We start from the raw sequence: 17218 nt of genomic DNA, 5'->3' as shown, positions 1-17218 counted from the left end.
CACAGTGCAGCTCAGCAGCGTGACGAGTCACAGCGCATCGCGCACCTTTCATCACCACGTGCAGATCCGAACGCGACGAGGGCGGGTTCGGGGCATCCCCATCGCAGGACGGCGCCCGGACCGGGAACGAGACCTCCCGGTCCGGGCGCCGTGTCGCGCCAAGGCAATGCAGCGACCGCCGGAGCGCCTGACAGCAGCCGCCGCGCGCGGCGTCCCCGGTCGGTGGCCGTACCTCTCGCCGTAGTGACTTCCCGTCTCCCGCTGGGGTGTCCCGGGATCCGCGCGGAGGCGACCGTCTTGTAGCGGTCGGCTTTCGTCAGTGAGCGCCCCGTACGGCCATGCCTTCGGCACCAGCCCGGGTCCTGGACGGCAAGCACATCGTGTCCGTGGAGGCGACCGACACCAACGGAAACACCGGGCACCTCCCGCACTCAGGTCATCACCTCGAACGGGGAGGCCACCTCCACCTTCCAGGCCGACTTCAATGGCGACGGCAAGGCCGACGTCGGCGTGCGGCGTACCCGGGCTCGCCGGGCACGCCGGTTGTCCTGCTCACTGGCTTCCGCAGTGACTGCAGGCGGGGTTGGGTGGTGCGCCGTGCCGACTCACCCACCACCGCTGAGAGAGTGTCAGTAGCAGGGGTATTCGCCGAGTGTCACGGAGGAGACCTCGTTGTCCAGCGTGTAGAGGCCGAGGTCGTAGACCGAGGTGTGTGGCCCGACTTCCAGGCAGGTTCCCGAGTCGCCCCAGGTGGGGTAGTGCCGGTGGAGGTGGATCGGAACGTCGAGGTTGTTGACGACGGAGCCCGCGCGGTCGCCCGCGCCTTGCGTGCCGAGGTCGTTGACGGAGTTCTTGAAGATCCAGATTTGGGCGTCGGAGTGGCGGATGTTGAAGCCCCGGTAGTCGTAGAGGCAGTAGAAGTCTCGGGGGCACTCGTCGATGCCTGCTCCGGTTGACGCGGCCCGGACGGAGTAGGTGCTGGTGGTGGAGGCTGCGGCGGTCGACGCGATACCCGTCAGAGCGAGAGCCGAGACGAGGGCGACAGTGGCGGTGGCAAGGTGACGCACGGGTCATCCCTTCCTTGTGAGCCCGGTATGACACCTCTTGGCTACCCACAGAATTGGATCAAATCCGTAGAGTGATGGGTGGTGTGGGGGTGTTCCGCGTTGCGTACAACCCCGCAACGCACGCCACTGCACCCAAAGGGCCTTACCACGCGCCCCGGGCACCTCTATGCGACGTGCGCGCCCGTGCAGGTGGTGCCGCGTCGCGGTGCGTTGGCGCCCCCGGGTCGGACGCCGCGGCCGCCGATGCCTGAGACCACTGGCGGCAGTTGCACAACGTCTTCGGCTCGACCCCTACGTGGGCCGGCCCCTTCGCGAGAGAGTCCTGCCACGGTGGCCGCCGTCTCGTCGCGTTTGCTCGCTACAGCCTCGACGGCGGCTTCGCCGTCGGGTCGGCGCCCCACACCTCGGAGACCAGCCGCGGCTCCCGCCCACCGCACGCTGACCGCACGCCCGCAACAGACCGGAATGGCAAACTCCGGCTCTTTTTTCGCCCGCCCCCTTTCCCGTGTGACGCGAGCACGCCAAGATCGGCCCCGCGTCGGGCCATACCCCCGTGCCCGCCGCAGGGAGGAAGAGCGCATGATGCTTGACCGGCATCGGCGGCGGTTCATAACCTGCACCGTCGTGGCCGCCGCGTTCGGACTGGTGAGCACCCAGTCGTTCGCCGCATCCGGTGACACCAGAGTCCGGCCCTGGAACGCGCGCCACCAGGCCGACATCGGCCGCCAACACGTCAAGGCGGTGAACGGCGGCCACCGCGGGTCAGCCTTCGCTGCCACGGAGGGCGACGACGGATCCGACGAGGCGGAGAACTCCGCCGAGGGCACCGCCCAGTACACGGAAGCCCGTACCGCGCCCGGCATCGTCGCGCCCGGCGCCTATGGGGCGGCCTGGGCGCAGTTACAGTCGATGCAGCACTCCAGCGGGGACTGGGACCACGTCACCAAGAAGGCATACAATTCCGACGACTCGCGGTATCGCGACGTCAACTCCAATGCCAGTGGCGGATCCGGCAACGTGACCGGCCGTATCACCGGGATCGCCGCCGACGACCAGGGTTACGTGTACGCGGGCGGCGCCAACGGCGGGGTCTTCCGGTCGAAGACCGGCGGCGGGCGATGGGAGCCGATCGCGGACAAGCTGCCCTCGCTGTCGACGGGCACCCTCGCCCTGGACGGCTCCAAGCGCCTCTGGTACGCCACCGGGGAGTCCAACACCGGTGCGACCTCGTACGTCGGTACCGGTGTGTACATACTTGCCGATCCCCGGCACGGGCAGTTCCAGCCCGGCGGCCGCGTCGGCGGCGCGGAGTTGGAGAGCACCACCATCCACGCGCTGCGTTTCGCCGGCACCACCGTGTGGGCGGCGACCAGCCGTGGCGTGTGGTCGCACTCCACCACCGCCCTCTCGGGGCCGTGGAAGCTGGAATTCGCGCCCAACCCGGACTACTTGCCGGGTGGTCCGAAGGCGTCCGACCCCAGCGCGCCGTACAAGAACATCGCCAACGACATAGCGGTGGACCCGAAGGACCCGGGCAAGGTGCTGCTCGCGGTCGGCTGGCGCGGCGGTGACACGTACAACGGCCTCTACGCCAAGCAGAGCGACGGCAGCTGGAAACCGTCCTCCGGACTCGGTGACCTGCCGACCGGCAGCGACGACGTCGGGAACATGACGTTCGGGGTGGCCGCCGACGGTTCGCGGCTGTACGCGATCGACCAGTCACCGGCGCAGATGGCGTCCAACCCGGACAGCGGCCTGAAGGGCGTGTACGTGTCCAAGAGCGGCTCGCCGTTCGGGCCGTGGACGCAGATCGCCGACTACACCAAGCTGAAGGCGTCCGGATCGGCGCTCCAGGGCGAGGGCTACATGCCGGGTGTCCAGTCCTGGTACAACCAGTTCCTCCAGGTCGATCCGAACAACGCCGACCACGTGTACCTGGGCCTGGAAGAGGTGTTCGAGACCAAGAACGGCGGGTCGAGCTGGATCACCCCCGGCCCGTACTGGAACTTCCCGTTCCCCTGCTGGAGCATCGATCCGGCCAAGCAGACCGGCGACTGCTCCCCGACCACACATTCGGACCAGCACGCGGTCGCGGTCGGCAGCTACCAGGGCAAGAGTTACGCCTATGTCGGGAACGACGGCGGCATCTACCGCCGCCCGCTGAACGGCGCGGTCGACTCCGGCGGACACGCCAAGGACTGGCAGTCGCTGAACGACGGCACCATCGACACCCTCCAGTACTACTCGGTGGGCGTCGGCAAGGACGTCACCTACGGCGGGGTCTCGGTCACCGGCGGGCTGCAGGACAACGGCCAGTCCATCCTGCGCGGCCGCGACAAGGTGATGGGGTCGAACTTCGGCGGCGACGGCGCCGACACCATCACCGACCCGAACAACGGCTGCAACATCGCCGAGGAGTACGTCTACCTCGACATGTGGGTCACCCAGAACTGCGGCGTCAACAACGGCGCATGGACCACCGACCCGTCCAAGGCCACCGAGTACGAGGTAGCCCCGCCCGACAAGGACCTCGGCGGCGCGGGCGCCCGCTTCATCGCGCCGATCACCTCCGACGCCAAGGACGTCAACACGTGGGTGGCCGGCGGCCGGCGCGTGTGGGTCCAGAACAAGGGCTTCGCGATCCGCTCCGGCACCGAGTGGAAGAACGCCTACGACCTCGGCGACGGACATGTCGCCACCGCCGTCGCCTCCTCGGGCGGCACGGTCTACGTCGGCTGGTGCGGCCCCTGCAACAACCAGGGCTTCAGCCGCGGCATCGCGGTCGGCAACGCCGACGGCACCGGCTGGCACCAGCTGAACCTCCCCGTCGACGGCACCATCCCCAACCGGTACATCTCCGGCTTCGACGTCGACCCGGACAACGCCCAGCACGTCTACGTCGCCGTCAACGGCTTCTCCCGCAAGTGGACCGAAGGCCCCGGCGCCGGTATCGGCCACATATTCGAATCGAAGAACGGCGGCACCGACTGGACCGACATCTCGGCGAACCTGCCCGACGTCCCCGCCAACACGGTGAAATTCCTGCCGAACGGCGGTCTCGCCCTCGCCACCGACCTGGCCACCTTCTACCGCCCCACCGGTTCTGGCCAGTGGCAGGTACTCGGCAAGAACCTGCCCACCACGGCCGTCATGCAACTGAAGCTCGGCCCCGACAACAAGCTGTACGCCGCCACGCACGGACGCGGCATCTGGTCCTTCGACGTACGGCGCCTGGAGGGCCGCAGGAACGACTGACCCCGTCAAACACCGGCCGGCGCCTCCCCCTCGCACAGGGCAGGCACAGGGCAGGCGCCGGCCCGACAGGGGCACTTGTCGCCCCGCTCAACGCACTCCGGACGCCATGGCTCGTCGAATGCGACGAACCGAGCAGCCGATTGTGGCAGGCCCTTGGCCGGGGCGCGGGAGCGTGAATTCTGGCGGCGCATTCCCTCAGCCTCCGGAGGCGCGGGTCGGCTGGGCGCGGCCCCCGGACTTGTCGTCCGGGGCCCACGCCGTGTGCTCCTTCGTCTCGGCCGGCCGCACCGGCTCGCCGGCACGGCACGGAACAGGCGGCTGTGTTCGGGACGTCCGTCGGCGGCGGAGCAGGCGGTCATGCCTGTCGGTCGGCGGCGGGCAGAACGTGACAGAGCCCGGCCGGGGTGACTGTAGGCCGACCGGGCGAGTGGCGCCGAAGACAGGTAAGGAACAAGCTCGGCTCAACCGGCAGAGGGTCAGACCCACCAGCGGCGTCACCACGAACATCATCACTGTCAGTCTGCGACCACCACGGTGAAACTCTGGGAACCGTCCGCCTCGTACCGGAGCGAGTCGGGGTCGCCGCCGACGTGTTCCAGCAGGCGCCGTGCCATGCTGCTGCTGACGCGCCGCGGTTCCTGCGTGTCACCGGCCGGGGGCCCGGGGGGCGCCGTGGGGTCGTAGCGGGGGAGGGCCGCTTCCTTGTTGACCGTGGAGGAGAAGGCCGCCGCCTTCGCGGCTACGACGACGCGCACACGCTTCGGAACGCCCCAGCCCGAGGGCTCGTCCATCAGGGTGAGCCGGACGTTTCCGAGCCCGTCGTCCATGCCCCACGGGAGCGTCCACTCCAGTGTTCCGTCCATCGCGTGCGGGATGATGTTGCGCGCGCGCTGTTCCTCGATCAGCGGAGGGAAGATCGCGAGCAGGGCCTTCAGGCGCACGAGTACGTAGTTGGTCCAGACGTCGAGTGTCATCGGTCCCCCTTCGAAGGTGCCGCCATCGAATCCGAACTCTGCCCCGACGGGAATAGTCTCCCTGGGTGGTCCTCCATGGCCAAGCTCCCGAGCCTCTGCTCGAACGACTCGGCCGCCTGAAGCCGTACGGCCTTCCGGCGCTGCCGCCCGTGGCGGTCAGCCTGCCACCATCCGCATACCTCACGCGCCGTGGAGTGCATCGAACACCCCAATGATGCCGACGTAGTGGTGACCGGCCGTGGAACCGTTGGCTTCGCGGGAGTATGCCCCGGATCTGACCCACCTCGTTACGAAGCTCAACAGCGGATCGCGGATCAGCACTGAACGGTCCTTCCGCGAGGTAGTTTGCGGCCCAGCCGGTTCAGGTGATCCGCGGATGGGGCCGGGCCAGGCCGATGTCGTAGGCGAGGATGACGGCCTGGACCCGGTCGCGTGCGCCGATCTTCGCCAGGACGCGCCCCACGTGGGTCTTCACCGTACTTTCGGACAGGACCAGGCGTTCGGCGATCTCGCCGTTGCTCCAGCCCTGGCCGATGGCCACCAGGACCTCGTGTTCCCGGCCGGTCAAGGTGTCGACGCACGGGTGCCGCCCGGCCTCGGCCTGCCGGCCGGGCAGCCGGTCCGCGTAGGCGTCGAGGAGGCGGCGGGTCAGCCCCGGCGCGATGACGGCGTCGCCCGAGGCCACGGCGCGGATGCCGGCCAGCAGTTCCTCGGGTTCGGCGTCCTTGAGCAAGAACCCGCTGGCCCCGGCGCGCAGCGCCGCGTGGGCGTACTCGTCCAGGTCGAAGGTGGTGAGGATCAGAACCCGGGACCGGCCGCCCGCGGCGACGATGCGCCGGGTGGCCTCGATTCCGTCCATGCCGGGCATGCGTACGTCCATCAGCACCACGTCCGGCCGCAGCTCGGCCACTTGTCGGACGGCTTCGGCGCCGTGCCCGGCCTCGCCGACGACTTCGGTGGTGGTAGCGCTGTCGAGGAGCATGCGGAAGCCGAAGCGCTGCAGGGGCTGGTCGTCGACGATCAGCACGGTGGTCACGGGGTTCCTCCTGCCGGGGCGGTAAGGGCCGCCGGATCGAGGACGGCTTCGACTCTCCAGCCTCCGCCGGGGCGTCGGCGGCTGTCGACGTGTCCCTGGTACAGGGCGGCCCGCTCCTGCATGCCGGCGATGCCCTCCCCCGGCCCGTGCCCCGGATCGGGGAGCGGGCGTGCGCGGCCGTCCTGGGGGCCGTCGTCATCGATCATGAGGTGTACCTGGCCGTCCCGGACGCTCAGCGTCAGGTGGGCGGTGGTGTGCGGCCCGGCGTGCTTGAGGGTGTTGGTGAGCGATTCCTGGGCGATGCGGTAGACGGCCAGTTGCGGCCCGGGGCCCAGCGCCTCCACGTCGCCGATGGTGCGGTAGACGACGTCGGGGCCCGCCGCGCGTACCCGCGCGCAGAGCGCGTCGAGGTCGGCGACGCCGGGCTGGGGGCTGAGCTGCAGGGTGTCCGGGGCCTCCTCGCGCAGGACTCCCAGCATCCGGCGCAGTTCGCCCAGGGCCTGCCGGCCGGTGCCGCCGATCAGATGGAGGGCTTCCTTGCTGCGCTGCGGTGCGAGGTCCGCCGCGTAGCGGGCTCCGTCGGCGAGGCCGATGATCACGGACAGGTTGTGGCCGATGATGTCGTGCATCTCGCGGGCGATCCGGGCCCGCTCTGCGGCCGCGGCCAGCCGGCTGCGCTGATCGCGCTCGACTTCGAGCCTCGCGGCTCGTTCGCGAAGGGTGCCCAGGTAGGCGAAGCCGATGCGTACCGTCAGCCCGAGCACGGTCGCGGCGGTCGCGGCGCAGCACAGGAAGAACAGTGCGACCAGGTAGGAGACCGCCTCCGACACCCGGACGACCATGACCAGGAGCACGGCCACGGTCGCCGCGCCCACCCAGGGCAACCGGCGCAGGCGGTCGTGGCGGGCGACGCTGTACAGGGCCAGGAACAGCGCGATGTCGGCGTGCAGCCGCACATCGAGCGACCACTGCAGGGTGAATACCAGGGCGATCACGGCGAAGGCCGCGGTGGAGTGGCGTCGGCGCCACAGCAGCGGCACCGCCAGTCCCAACTGGAGGGCCGCCATCGTGATGAGGGCCGGGTCGTCGGCCGGCCCGGGTCGGGCCCCTTCCTGGCCGTGCAGCAGGTCCGGCAGGCCGAACAGCAGCAGCACGGCCAGGACGATGCCGGTGTCCAGTAGCCACGGACTGCGGCGGTCAAGCTGCCGCAGCCGCCGGCATGCCCTCAGCATGCCGGCGGCCAGGGGCTGGCTCCAGATCGGATCCGCCGCAGCGGCGCCGGTGGGCGTGGTGGTACTGGTCACGGGTGTCACCTGTCCATCGTCGCAGCCTGGCGAGTAGGGGTCAGGCGTCGGTGCGCTTGAGGCGGTAAGCCGCCCCGGCCAACGCGAGCACGGTCCACAGCGCCAGGACCAGCAGCCCCGCCCCCGGGGAGAGGGTGTGGGCCTCGTGGTGGAGCGCGTACATCGAACCGCCCGCGTGACTGGGCAGGTACTGGCTGACGTTGTTCTGCCAGCTCGTCGGGAGCAGCGAGATCAGGCCGGGCACCAGCATCAGCATGCCGACCAGGATGGCGATGCCGCCGGCGACCGAGCGAAGCAGTGCGCCCAAGGCCACCCCGCACACCGCGATCAGGGCGAGGTACACGCCGGCCAGGAACAGGCTGCGCAGCACACCGGCGTCGGAGAAGCCCGCAGCGGCGGCCGTGCCCGACAGGATGCCGCTGTCGAAGGCGAACGCCGCGAACGCACCGGTGGTTCCGACGGCAAGTGCGATCACGCCGAAGACGAGGGCTTTCGACCACAGCACGGGCAGCCGGCGCGGGACGGCCGCGAGGGTCGACCGGATCATCCCGGTCGAGTACTCGCCCGCCGCGACCAGGACGCCCAGTACGCCGAGGGCCAGCTGGCCGAAGTTCAGCCCGAACAGGGACAGGCTGATCGCGTCGGCCCCGCGTACCTCATGGTCCATGGTGTTGCCGGCGTCGATGTTGACCTTGTAGCGCCAGGCGCGGATCAGGCCGAACGCCAGCACGAACAGCAGGGCCAGGGCCAGGGTGATCCAGCTGGAGCGCAACGACCAGAATTTGGCCCACTCCGACCGCAGCACCCGTAGGAAAGTGACCCTGTAGGCGGGCCGCCCCGCACGTGCGGGGGCCGCTGCCCCTGCCGTCGAGAGGTCGGTGGTGAGGCTCATGCTGCGCTCCCTGCGGTGGTGACGGCGGCAGTGGTTCGGTCACCGGCTGTGGTGGTGCCGTGGTACTCCACCGCGTCGCGGGTGAGGTCCATGAATGCCTCCTCCAGGGAGACGGCTTGGGCGGTGAGTTCGAACAGCGCGATGCCGTGTTCCGCCGCCTTCAGCCCGATGTCGCGGGCTGCCACGCCGGTGACCTGGAGTTCCTCCGAGCCCGCGTGGCCGGTGATGTCCACTCCCGGGCCGGCCAGGATCTCGCGGAGGCGCGCCGGGTCCGAACTGGCAACCTTCACGGTGTCACCGCCGGACTGCCGGATCAGGTCCTGGACGGTGGTGTCGGCCAGCAGCCGGCCACGGCCGACGATGATCAAGTGATCCGCGGTCAGCGCCATCTCGCTCATCAGATGCGAGGACACGAAGACGGTGCGTCCCTCGGCGGCCAGGCCGGTGAGCAGGTTTCGGATCCACAGCACGCCCTCCGGGTCCAAGCCGTTCACCGGCTCGTCCAGCATCACCGTGGCCGGGTCTCCCAGCAGCGCGGCCGCGATGCCCAGGCGCTGGCCCATACCGAGCGAGAACGCGCCCGCGCGCTTCCTGGCCACGGACTGGAGCCCGGTCAGTTCGATGACCTCGTCGACGCGGCGGCGCGGGATCCCGTGGGTCAGCGCCAGGGCGTTGAGGTGGTTGAACGCCGATCGTCCGGGGTGGATCGACTTCGCCTCCAGTAGTGCTCCGACCTCTTGGAGGGGCGCGGCGTGCCCGGCGTAATGTCGGCCGTTGACGGTGACCGAACCGCCGGTGGGCGAGTCCAGGCCGACGATCATGCGCATCGTGGTCGACTTGCCGGCTCCGTTGGGCCCCAGGAACCCGGTCACCGTGCCCGGTTTGACCTGGAAGTCCAGGCGGTCCACCGCCGTCTTCTCCCCGTACCGCTTGGTCAGCTGCTGCGCCTCGATCATCGGATACGTCCCCTGGCCTCCGGCGGCCGAACGGTTCCGGCCTGCGTCAGAGCCACCTTAGGAGCCTGGCGGGCGACCGCTGTCGCACTCCGGGGGGATCCCTGAGGCCGGCGTCGTACCGCGGTACCACGCTGTGGGGCTCGGCGGCGGTCCGGTCCCGGAGGCACGTCCACGGGAGAACAGGTTCAGCACAGCGCCCGGTACTCGGCTGACGGCGGGACCGGACCAGGGCGGTCAACGACGTACCGATCCCCGTGGATCGCCGGCATCGCCCCATGCCGGGCCCCGTCGTGGAAGACGAGCCGACGACAGGGTCCACGCCTCAACCCGCGGCCGCGGCCGTTCCCTCCCGAACCGGGGCACGTCCGCGGATCGACCGGGACGCGGATGAGGTCCTGGACGACGTGCGGGCCTACGTCGTCGACCACCTCGGCGACCCGAAGCCGTGCTGATCGTGAACGACACCGGGTTCCTGAGGAAGGGTGTCCCCTCGGCCGGGGTCCAGCGCCGGTACTCCTGTGTCGAGGCAACGAAGGTGAATGGCGAACCGGCCGGCGCAAAGCCGAATCCTTCGGTCGCCGTGTCGCGACGCATACGGGCGGTCGGCTTGCCGGACGCTGAAGGCCAAGACCACGACCGCGTCATCGCATGCATCGAACCCGGGTCCTTCGACTTGCGTGTGAGGGGAGAGCAAAGACCCGCCCGGACACGGGGTTACCTCACCGCCGCATGGGATGCGACGTGCCGGCTACACCGCAAAACCCGCTCGTTCCCCATCCGGCGACCCGCTCCAAGAGAGTGCGGCGTCGATGCACCGACCAGGAGTAATGGACATTGGAAAAGTCAGAAGCGCTGACCGACCTGGACGTCGTCGGCACCGGAAAGTACGTCATGAAGAAGCTTCCGGAGGTCACACTGGCCTTCTGGATCATGAAGATCGCCGCCACGACTCTCGGTGAAACAGCCGGGGATCTCTTCGCCCAGACACTCGGACTGGGCTACTTCCTCACCACGATCGCGCTGTTCCTGATCTTCGTGGTCACGCTGGTGGTCCAGCTCGGCTCCAAGCGGTACAACCCCTTCTTCTACTGGACCGTCATCCTGTCCACCAGCATGGCCGGCACCACCATGTCCGACTTCATGAACCGTGACGCAAGCCCGAAGTACCTCTCCTCCGGGGACACTTCGCTGGGCCGGGGCCCGCAGGGCCTGGGATTGGGCTACCCGGTAGGTGCGGCGATCCTCATCTCGATCCTGGTTGCGATCTTCGTCGTCTGGAAGTTCACCGGTATGACGTTCGTCATCCGCGACATCACCACGCTTCGCGGCGAGGCCCTCTTCTGGTCGGCGATCCTCGTGTCCAACACGCTCGGTACCTCCATGGGCGATTTCCTGTCCGACAGTTCCGGACTCGGCTACCTCGGCGGCGCGCTCCTCGTCTGCGCACTACTCGGCGGGCTCCTCGCCCTCGTGCCGGTACCCGTGGTGCCCAACGTCCTGCTGTTCTGGATCGCCTTCGTCCTCACCCGCCCGCTCGGTGCTACGGCGGGAGACTTCCTCACCAAGCCGATCGCCAAGGGCGGCCTGGACCTCGGCACGATGGGCTCGTCCGCCGTGCTACTCGGCGTCCTCATCGGCCTCACGGGCTACGCCCACATTCAAGAGCGCAGGAACACCGTCCCGCGCGCGGCAAGGTCGTAGCGGGAACTCCTGAGACCGGGTCTTATCGTGGCGGCGGTCAATTGACGCGCAGATCCTCCGTCGCCCGCCGTCGGTCAGCCGTCCGTGATCAGGCCGGTACCGGCCAGGCACCAGTCGACGGCGAAGTCGCGGATGTCGCGCACCGCCTCGCGGGGCCGCTCCGAGGCGGGTCGTCGACTCACGCCTCGGGCGGTCACCCGGTCTTGGCGGGCGCCTCGGCTCCCGCCCGGGCGCTGACAAGGCGGTCGCTCGGGCTGTTGTGGCGGGGAGAGTCGATCGGCTGGACCTGCTCATGCACGTGGTGCACCCGGTGGCATGTGTATGCGACGCCGGCATTGATTTGTGCTGCGCACCGGGCGCGCTTGGCGCTGTCCAGGAGCTCATCGCTGTCGGACGCGGCGTTGATCAGGCTGGCACAGCAGAGGGCCAGTAGCAGCGCGCCCGCCACGAGGGGCCGGCTTCGCCCTGTGGGAGGCGGCGCAGCCAGTAGAGCGCGTACTCGTTGAGGGACAGCCCCGCCCGTCGCCGCCAGGCCGATGGGGCGCGGCATGCCGCTGGTCGCCAGCGCGGCGCGCCCGACGGCCCGAGCGACCACCGTCCGGTCGCCGACCTGTGCTGCTGCCTCCTCGTCGGCCCAGCGCTCCAAGACGAAGGCTCCTGTTTCGGACAGGGGTCGTAGCAGTGGGTTGAGAGCCGCCGTGAGATGCCAAAGCGCCTGGAAGCGGTGGTGCCTTGACCGGAGATGGGCCCGCTCGTGCGCCAGCAGAGCGTGCCGTTCGTCGTCGGCGAGGCATCGCAGCATGCCTCGGGACACCACGATCCGTCCGGGGGCACCGGCCAGCGTGAACGCCAGTGGGGCGTCGTCGTCGAGCACGGCCAGCTCGGTTTCCCCGGGCAGCCGGTCACACTCCCGTCGGGCGCGGAGGGCATGGCGGAAGTGCCGCAGTGCGGCCACGCCGAACGAGAGAAGGCTCGCTGCCAGGAGGAGCCCGCCGGCAACAGCAACGGTGAGGTAAACGGGGTCTTCGGCGCGCAGCACCGGCACGGACCAGTGGCCCTCCGCCGCAACAGAAGGGATCTGCGCGATACCGGTAAGGGCCAGTAGTGCCAGTGATCCCGTTCCTCCGGCGGCCGAGACGAGCGCGGCAGAGGCCAGGGCCCAGGCTGCGGGGCGTGGCGCCAGCCGACGGGTCAGGTGAGGCGCGAGCCACGCGAGCAGAAGGGTGACGACGAACGGAACGTAGACGCTGATCAGCATCGGCTCATGTCCCTTCGCCGGAACTCTCGCCACCCGCGCGCGGGTCGTGTCCGGACAACAGATGCTGCAGCAGTTCCTCGTCCTGCTCGGACAGTTCCGACACGAACCGGATGAGTACCGCCTCACGGTCGGAGCCGCCGTCCAGCAACGTACGCATTCGGCGTGCGGTGTGGGACGCCTCGTCCCGGGCCGGGGCGTACGCGTATCCCCGACCCTCCCGGTGGCGAAGGAGCATGCCTTTTTCGTGGAGGCGGGACAGGATGGTCAAAACGGTGGTGTAGGCGAGGCCGCCGGGCAGACGTTCCCGGACCTGCCGAGCGGTCAGTGGCTCGTCGGTGGACCAGAGCACAGCGAGTACGTCGCTCTCGAGTGCACCGCGCGCCCGCCGGCCGGATCCTTCGTGGGCCTCCTGCTCCCCGGGCTTGCTCACGGTCTGCCTCCCTGCTTCTTCATCTCGCACAGGCTACCGCCCCTACCTCCTACTAATTGTAGGAGGTATGCTCCGGTCTCCCGAGCCCAATCAACTACATGTTGTAGAGGTTCGCTGCTTCTTTGATGGCGAAGGAACTTGGCATGCCGCACGCAGCACCTACGCTCCCCAGACACGCACATCCGGGGGTCATAACCGCCGGACGGGCAGCCACGGCATCGTCCGATCGCATTGCGATCTTCTCCGCGAGCGTGGGGGCCGGTCACGACGGCGCCGCGGCCGAACTGGCCCGCCGGCTCACGGCGGACGGCTTCGCCGTTGATCGCTACGACCTCCTCGACCTGCTCCCTATCGGACTCGGCCGACCGATCAAGGCGGGCTACCACCGGATGCTCGTCCGTGCCCCGTGGGCCTACCAGCGCATCTACTCCAGCAGCGAGCGCGCCGGCGGGGGCGGCCCGGTGGCGCGAGCACTGCTGCGTGCAGCCGAGGACCAAGTGCTCCGCGCGCTGCCCGCGGATACCGGCGCGGTTGTCTCGACGTATCCGGGAGCCAGTCAGGTGCTGGGCAACCTGCGCCGGGAGGGTCGACTGGCCGTTCCCGTCCTGACCTATCTGACGGACTTCTCGGTGCACCCCCTGTGGGTAGCGGACGGCGTCGACATGCACCTGGCCGCACACGCCGTGCCCGCCGTCCAGGCACGGGCGGTCGGAGCCCGGGCGGTGAAGGTGAGCGGGCCGGTCGTCGACCCGCGCTTCCGTCCCGGTACCGACGAGGAACGCCTTCGGGCGCGCGTCAGGTTCGACCTGCCACGGGACGTCCCCCTCGCCTTGCTGGTCGCCGGATCGTGGGGAGTCGGCCCCGTCCGGCAGGTGGCCCGGGAACTGCGCGAATGCGGTGCGGTCTTGCCCGTGGTTGCCTGCGGGCGCAATGAAGCGCTGGCCGCACGCCTACGCGCCGACGGCATCGCGCACGCCTACGGCTGGACCGACGAGATGCCGACCCTCATGCACGCCGCCGACGTCCTCGTACAGAACGCGGGCGGCCTCACCTCTCTGGAGGCGTTTGCCGCCGGCCTGCCGGTCGCGAGCTACCGCTGCATACCCGGACACGGCCTGACCAACGCCGCGGCCCTCCACGAAGCGGGTCTCGCCGTATGGATCGAGCAGCCGGAACAGCTCAAGGCCGTCCTCCACGACCTGATCGGCGGGCCCCTCGGGCCACAGCAGCGCGAGAACGCCCTCGCCCTGTTCGCGCAAGCCACCGACCGGGGACCGGCGGCGGAAATCGCCCGGATGCACCAGCGACCTCTCCCCCACCCACGGCGGTCCGCGCGTTCCCGGCGGACGCCCCAGCGGCTCGCCGTGACCATGGCGGTCGCATGCACCGTGTGGGGATGCGCCGTCGGCGCGGGGGTCATGACGACAGCCAGCCGCTCGAGTCCGGCAAGGACCGTCGGTCACGGTTTCGATCTGGACGACCTCCCCCGAACCCACAGCCACCACAGCGCATCCGAGGAGCACCACTCGTGAGGGCCACCCGTATGCTGCGCACAGCGGGCCTGGCCGCCCTGCCCCTGCTCACCCTCGCCCATGCCGCGCCCGCGATCTCCACGTTCGGGCCGTTGCGCAACCGGTACATGCCCCGCCTGTCGGGACGGGGCAACCCCGGACACGTCGCCCTGACCTTCGACGACGGACCCGACCCCCGGTCCACCCCGCACTTCCTGCGACTCCTGGCACAGCACGGGGTACACGCCACCTTCTTCCTGCTGGGCTCACAGGCACAACACTCACCCGGCCTCGTCCGAGAGATCAGTGCCGCCGGCCACGAGGTCGGTATCCACGGCTGGTTGCACCGTCCGCTGCTGCTGCGCGGTCCGCGCGCCACCCTGGACGACCTCGCACGCGCCCGCGACACCATCGCCACGATCACAGGAGAGCGACCCGTCCTCTTCCGGCCCCCCTACGGCGTCATGTCAACCGCAGCACACGTCGCCGCCCGCCGGCTCGACCTCGACCCGGTGCTGTGGACCTGCTGGGGAGAGGACTGGACCGCCCGCGCCACGCCCGAGTCCGTGCACCGCACAGTCACCTCCGACCTGGCCGGAGGTGGAACCATCCTGCTCCACGACTCCGACTGCACCTCCGCACCCGGGGCCTGGCGCGCAACCCTGGGCGCCCTGCCCCGCATTCTCGAGACATGCGAGAGACGCAGGTACCAGGTGGGCCGTCTGAGCGACCACGGATGGCGAAGAAGCCGCAGCGACATGCTTTCGTTCGATCGGAACGCATCCGACGACGCGACCGTCTACTGATCTGTAGACGATATAGTCGTCACCGTCGCGCACCCACGGTGTCCAACCGCCCTACGGGAGGGTTACCAGCCCGACCGCACTGCCGCACGGGCCTTCGCTGCCCACCGCGACGGAGCACAGCGTTCTCGCCTGCGGAACGAGGGCGGCCGGATCCACCGAGCGCGCACATCGCACCCCAGCCCACGCGGTGGTCCAGCCAACGCTTGACCAGCCTCACATCGAACCAGCCCCAGGGACGGACCCATTGAGCACCATCGGCATCGGTCAAGCAGCCGTTCTCGGCATCGTCGAAGGGGTCACCGAGTTCCTGCCGGTCTCCTCCACGGGCCACCTGAAGATCACCGAGGGCCTGATGGGCATTCCGGTGGACGACAAGGCCGTCGTCGCGTTCACCGCCGTGATCCAGGTCGGGGCGATCGCCGCGGTCCTCGTGTACTTCTTCAAGGACATCGTGCGCATCATGGCCGCCTGGGGACGCGGTCTGGCCAACCGCGAGGAGCGCTACCACCACGACTACAAGTTCGCCTGGTGGGTCATCTACGCCACCATCCCCATCGTGGTGGTGGGACTGGCCGCCAAACCCCTCATCGAAAGCACCCTGGCCTCCCTTTGGGTGGTCGCCGGCTCCCTGATCGTCGGCAGCGGCCTGATGTGGGCCGCCGACCAGATGGGCCGCCACAAGCGCGGCGAGGACGACACCGGCCTCAAGGACGCCATGCTGGTGGGCTGTTCACAGATCCTCGCCCTGCTCTTCCCCGGCTTCTCCCGCTCCGGCGCCACCATGTCCACCGGCCTCATCCTCGACCTCGAACGCGTCGCGGCCACCCGTCTCTCGTTCTTCCTCGGCATTCCCGCCCTGACCGGCGCGGGCCTGTACGAGCTCAAGGACGCCGTCGGCGCCGGCGTGGACACCGTCCCCCTGATCGTCGGTACCGCGGTGTCCTTCGTCGTCGCCTACGCCTCGATCGCCTGGCTCCTCAAGTTCGTCGCCAAACACTCCTTCAACGCCTTCGTCCTCTACCGGATCGCCATCGGGGTCCTGCTCTTCGGCCTGCTCGGCACCGGCGTTCTGACCGCCTGACGAACAGAGTGCGCCGCCCTCGCGTGGCCCGTCCGAAGACGGGCCACGCGAGGGCGCTCCGGCGTGAGGACCCCATCAGCTACCGGGGTCAGTGCCGGCCAGGGTCCCGAGCGACGGCCGGTCCACCAGCGTCCAGCAGGTCCCGCAGCACACGTTCGTCGCGTGTGCTCAGCTCGGAGACGAACCGTGCGAGGACGGTCTCCCGGTCGCCGCCCTTGTCGAGTTCCAGGCACATGCGCCGGGCGGTGAGGCCGTGGACGTCATCGGCGGGACGGTAGGCGAATCCCCTGCCCGAGCGCTCCCGCGTGACCGAGCCCTTCTCGAAGAGGCGCGACAGCACGGTCGTCACCGTCGTGCGAGCGAGCTCACCCGCCAAGTTCTGCCGCACCTGCCTCACTGTCTGCGGTCCTTGCACGGCCCACAGCGCCGTGAGCACGCACGCTTCCAGTTCGCCGGCGGGTTTGCGGTCAGCTGGTGACCGGACCATTGACCCCGTCCTTACCTCCGGATCGTCTACAGTTCAGTAGACCATCTACGAGATAGTAGTCCCCTGAGCGCCCCCCCTTCCGCCGAGCCACCCTCCACCTGACTTCCCTGAAAGGTCCTGCGGGCATTGACCGCTTCCGCGCATTCCGCCGCCGACCTCGGGGTCAACCTGCTCCACGCGCACTCCCTCCTGGCCACCTTCGGCGTCGTCGGCATCGCGGTGGTGCTGTTCGCGGAGACCGGGCTGCTGGTCGGGCGCGCGGGCGGCGCCCTCCTGGAGCGCAGCCGGTCCCAGCGCCTGCACGAAGGCGCGGAGCGCGCCGAGGAGTTCCTCGCCAAGTACGGGCACGCCAAGGCGATCGTGCCGGCCCGCTTCGTCCCCGTGGTGCGTACGGTTCTCAACCCGCTGGCCGGGGCCCTGAACGTGCCGGCCCGCGTCTTCACCCTGTGGCAGGTCCTCG

The 17218-nt window shown here is 69.5% G+C and carries 15 protein-coding genes and 1 pseudogene; 7 read left to right on the top strand and 9 right to left on the bottom strand.

Annotation, left to right across the window (positions count from 1 at the left end; translation table 11 throughout):
* Window positions 1–629: 629 nt before the first annotated feature.
* Window positions 630–1067 (bottom strand): hypothetical protein, encoded by a 438-nt coding sequence (locus ABZ934_RS32400; protein WP_361320139.1) that lies wholly within the window; start codon window positions 1065–1067, stop codon window positions 630–632.
* Between the two features lie 579 nt (window positions 1068–1646).
* Between ABZ934_RS32400 and ABZ934_RS32395 the strand changes: the two genes are divergently transcribed.
* Window positions 1647–4322 (top strand): glycosyl hydrolase, encoded by a 2676-nt coding sequence (locus ABZ934_RS32395; RefSeq protein ID WP_361320136.1) that lies wholly within the window; start codon window positions 1647–1649, stop codon window positions 4320–4322.
* Between the two features lie 515 nt (window positions 4323–4837).
* Here the strand turns inward: ABZ934_RS32395 and ABZ934_RS32390 are convergent.
* The 5 genes from ABZ934_RS32390 to ABZ934_RS32370 all read right to left on the bottom strand — a co-directional run bounded on the left by ABZ934_RS32390 (window position 4838) and on the right by ABZ934_RS32370 (window position 9484).
* Complete coding sequence (locus ABZ934_RS32390) at window positions 4838–5296, bottom strand: hypothetical protein (RefSeq protein ID WP_361320133.1); 459 nt, start codon at window positions 5294–5296, stop codon at window positions 4838–4840.
* 361 nt (window positions 5297–5657) lie between these two features.
* Window positions 5658–6332: a response regulator transcription factor gene (locus ABZ934_RS32385; protein WP_361320130.1), complete on the bottom strand. Its 675-nt coding sequence runs from the start codon at window positions 6330–6332 to the stop codon at window positions 5658–5660.
* Complete coding sequence (locus tag ABZ934_RS32380; RefSeq protein WP_361320127.1) at window positions 6329–7636, bottom strand: histidine kinase; 1308 nt, start codon at window positions 7634–7636, stop codon at window positions 6329–6331. Before ABZ934_RS32380 ends, ABZ934_RS32385 begins: the two co-directional genes overlap by 4 nt.
* A 40-nt stretch (window positions 7637–7676) precedes the next feature.
* A complete protein-coding gene (locus ABZ934_RS32375; RefSeq protein WP_361320124.1) occupies window positions 7677–8528 on the bottom strand; it encodes an ABC transporter permease in 852 nt (283 codons plus the stop codon).
* Window positions 8525–9484, bottom strand: coding sequence for an ATP-binding cassette domain-containing protein (locus tag ABZ934_RS32370; RefSeq protein ID WP_361320121.1), 960 nt, complete (start codon window positions 9482–9484; stop codon window positions 8525–8527). The genes ABZ934_RS32375 and ABZ934_RS32370 overlap by 4 nt, the downstream gene beginning before the upstream one ends.
* A 368-nt stretch (window positions 9485–9852) precedes the next feature.
* On the opposite strand from ABZ934_RS32370, the pseudogene ABZ934_RS32365 reads away from it, so the two are divergent.
* A pseudogene (locus tag ABZ934_RS32365) lies at window positions 9853–10001 on the top strand (transposase); the annotation flags it as partial.
* A 317-nt stretch (window positions 10002–10318) separates the two neighbouring features.
* Window positions 10319–11185: a hypothetical protein gene (locus ABZ934_RS32360; RefSeq protein WP_361320118.1), complete on the top strand. Its 867-nt coding sequence runs from the start codon at window positions 10319–10321 to the stop codon at window positions 11183–11185.
* A gap of 193 nt (window positions 11186–11378) precedes the next feature.
* On the opposite strand, the gene ABZ934_RS32355 is transcribed toward ABZ934_RS32360, so the two are convergent.
* Window positions 11379–12443: a M56 family metallopeptidase gene (locus ABZ934_RS32355; RefSeq protein ID WP_361320115.1), complete on the bottom strand. Its 1065-nt coding sequence runs from the start codon at window positions 12441–12443 to the stop codon at window positions 11379–11381.
* Between the two features lie 4 nt (window positions 12444–12447).
* Complete coding sequence (locus ABZ934_RS32350) at window positions 12448–12873, bottom strand: BlaI/MecI/CopY family transcriptional regulator (protein ID WP_361320112.1); 426 nt, start codon at window positions 12871–12873, stop codon at window positions 12448–12450.
* 251 nt (window positions 12874–13124) lie between these two features.
* Between ABZ934_RS32350 and ABZ934_RS32345 the strand changes: the two genes are divergently transcribed.
* The 3 genes from ABZ934_RS32345 (at window position 13125) to ABZ934_RS32335 (ending at window position 16271) form a co-directional block, all read left to right on the top strand.
* Window positions 13125–14405, top strand: coding sequence for a UDP-N-acetylglucosamine--N-acetylglucosamine transferase (locus ABZ934_RS32345; protein ID WP_361320109.1), 1281 nt, complete (start codon window positions 13125–13127; stop codon window positions 14403–14405).
* A complete protein-coding gene (locus tag ABZ934_RS32340; protein ID WP_361320106.1) occupies window positions 14402–15190 on the top strand; it encodes a polysaccharide deacetylase family protein in 789 nt (262 codons plus the stop codon). Before ABZ934_RS32345 ends, ABZ934_RS32340 begins: the two co-directional genes overlap by 4 nt.
* Before the next feature lie 244 nt (window positions 15191–15434).
* Window positions 15435–16271 carry an undecaprenyl-diphosphate phosphatase gene (locus ABZ934_RS32335; protein ID WP_361320103.1) on the top strand — a complete coding sequence of 279 codons (837 nt, stop codon included), beginning with the start codon at window positions 15435–15437 and terminating at the stop codon, window positions 16269–16271.
* Between the two features lie 88 nt (window positions 16272–16359).
* Here ABZ934_RS32335 and ABZ934_RS32330 read toward each other — a convergent pair whose 3' ends face one another.
* Window positions 16360–16758 (bottom strand): BlaI/MecI/CopY family transcriptional regulator, encoded by a 399-nt coding sequence (locus ABZ934_RS32330; RefSeq protein WP_361320100.1) that lies wholly within the window; start codon window positions 16756–16758, stop codon window positions 16360–16362.
* 126 nt (window positions 16759–16884) lie between these two features.
* Between ABZ934_RS32330 and ABZ934_RS32325 the strand changes: the two genes are divergently transcribed.
* A partial coding sequence (locus ABZ934_RS32325) for a VTT domain-containing protein (protein WP_361320097.1) occupies window positions 16885–17218 on the top strand: 334 nt, incomplete at its 3' end.

Origin of the sequence: Streptomyces sp. NPDC046557, from assembly GCF_040645975.1 — a bacterium.
Classification (GTDB): Bacteria; Actinomycetota; Actinomycetes; order Streptomycetales; family Streptomycetaceae; genus Streptomyces.
The sequence above is the reverse complement of the archived record's forward strand: the minus strand, read 5'-3'. Positions and strand labels throughout refer to the sequence as shown.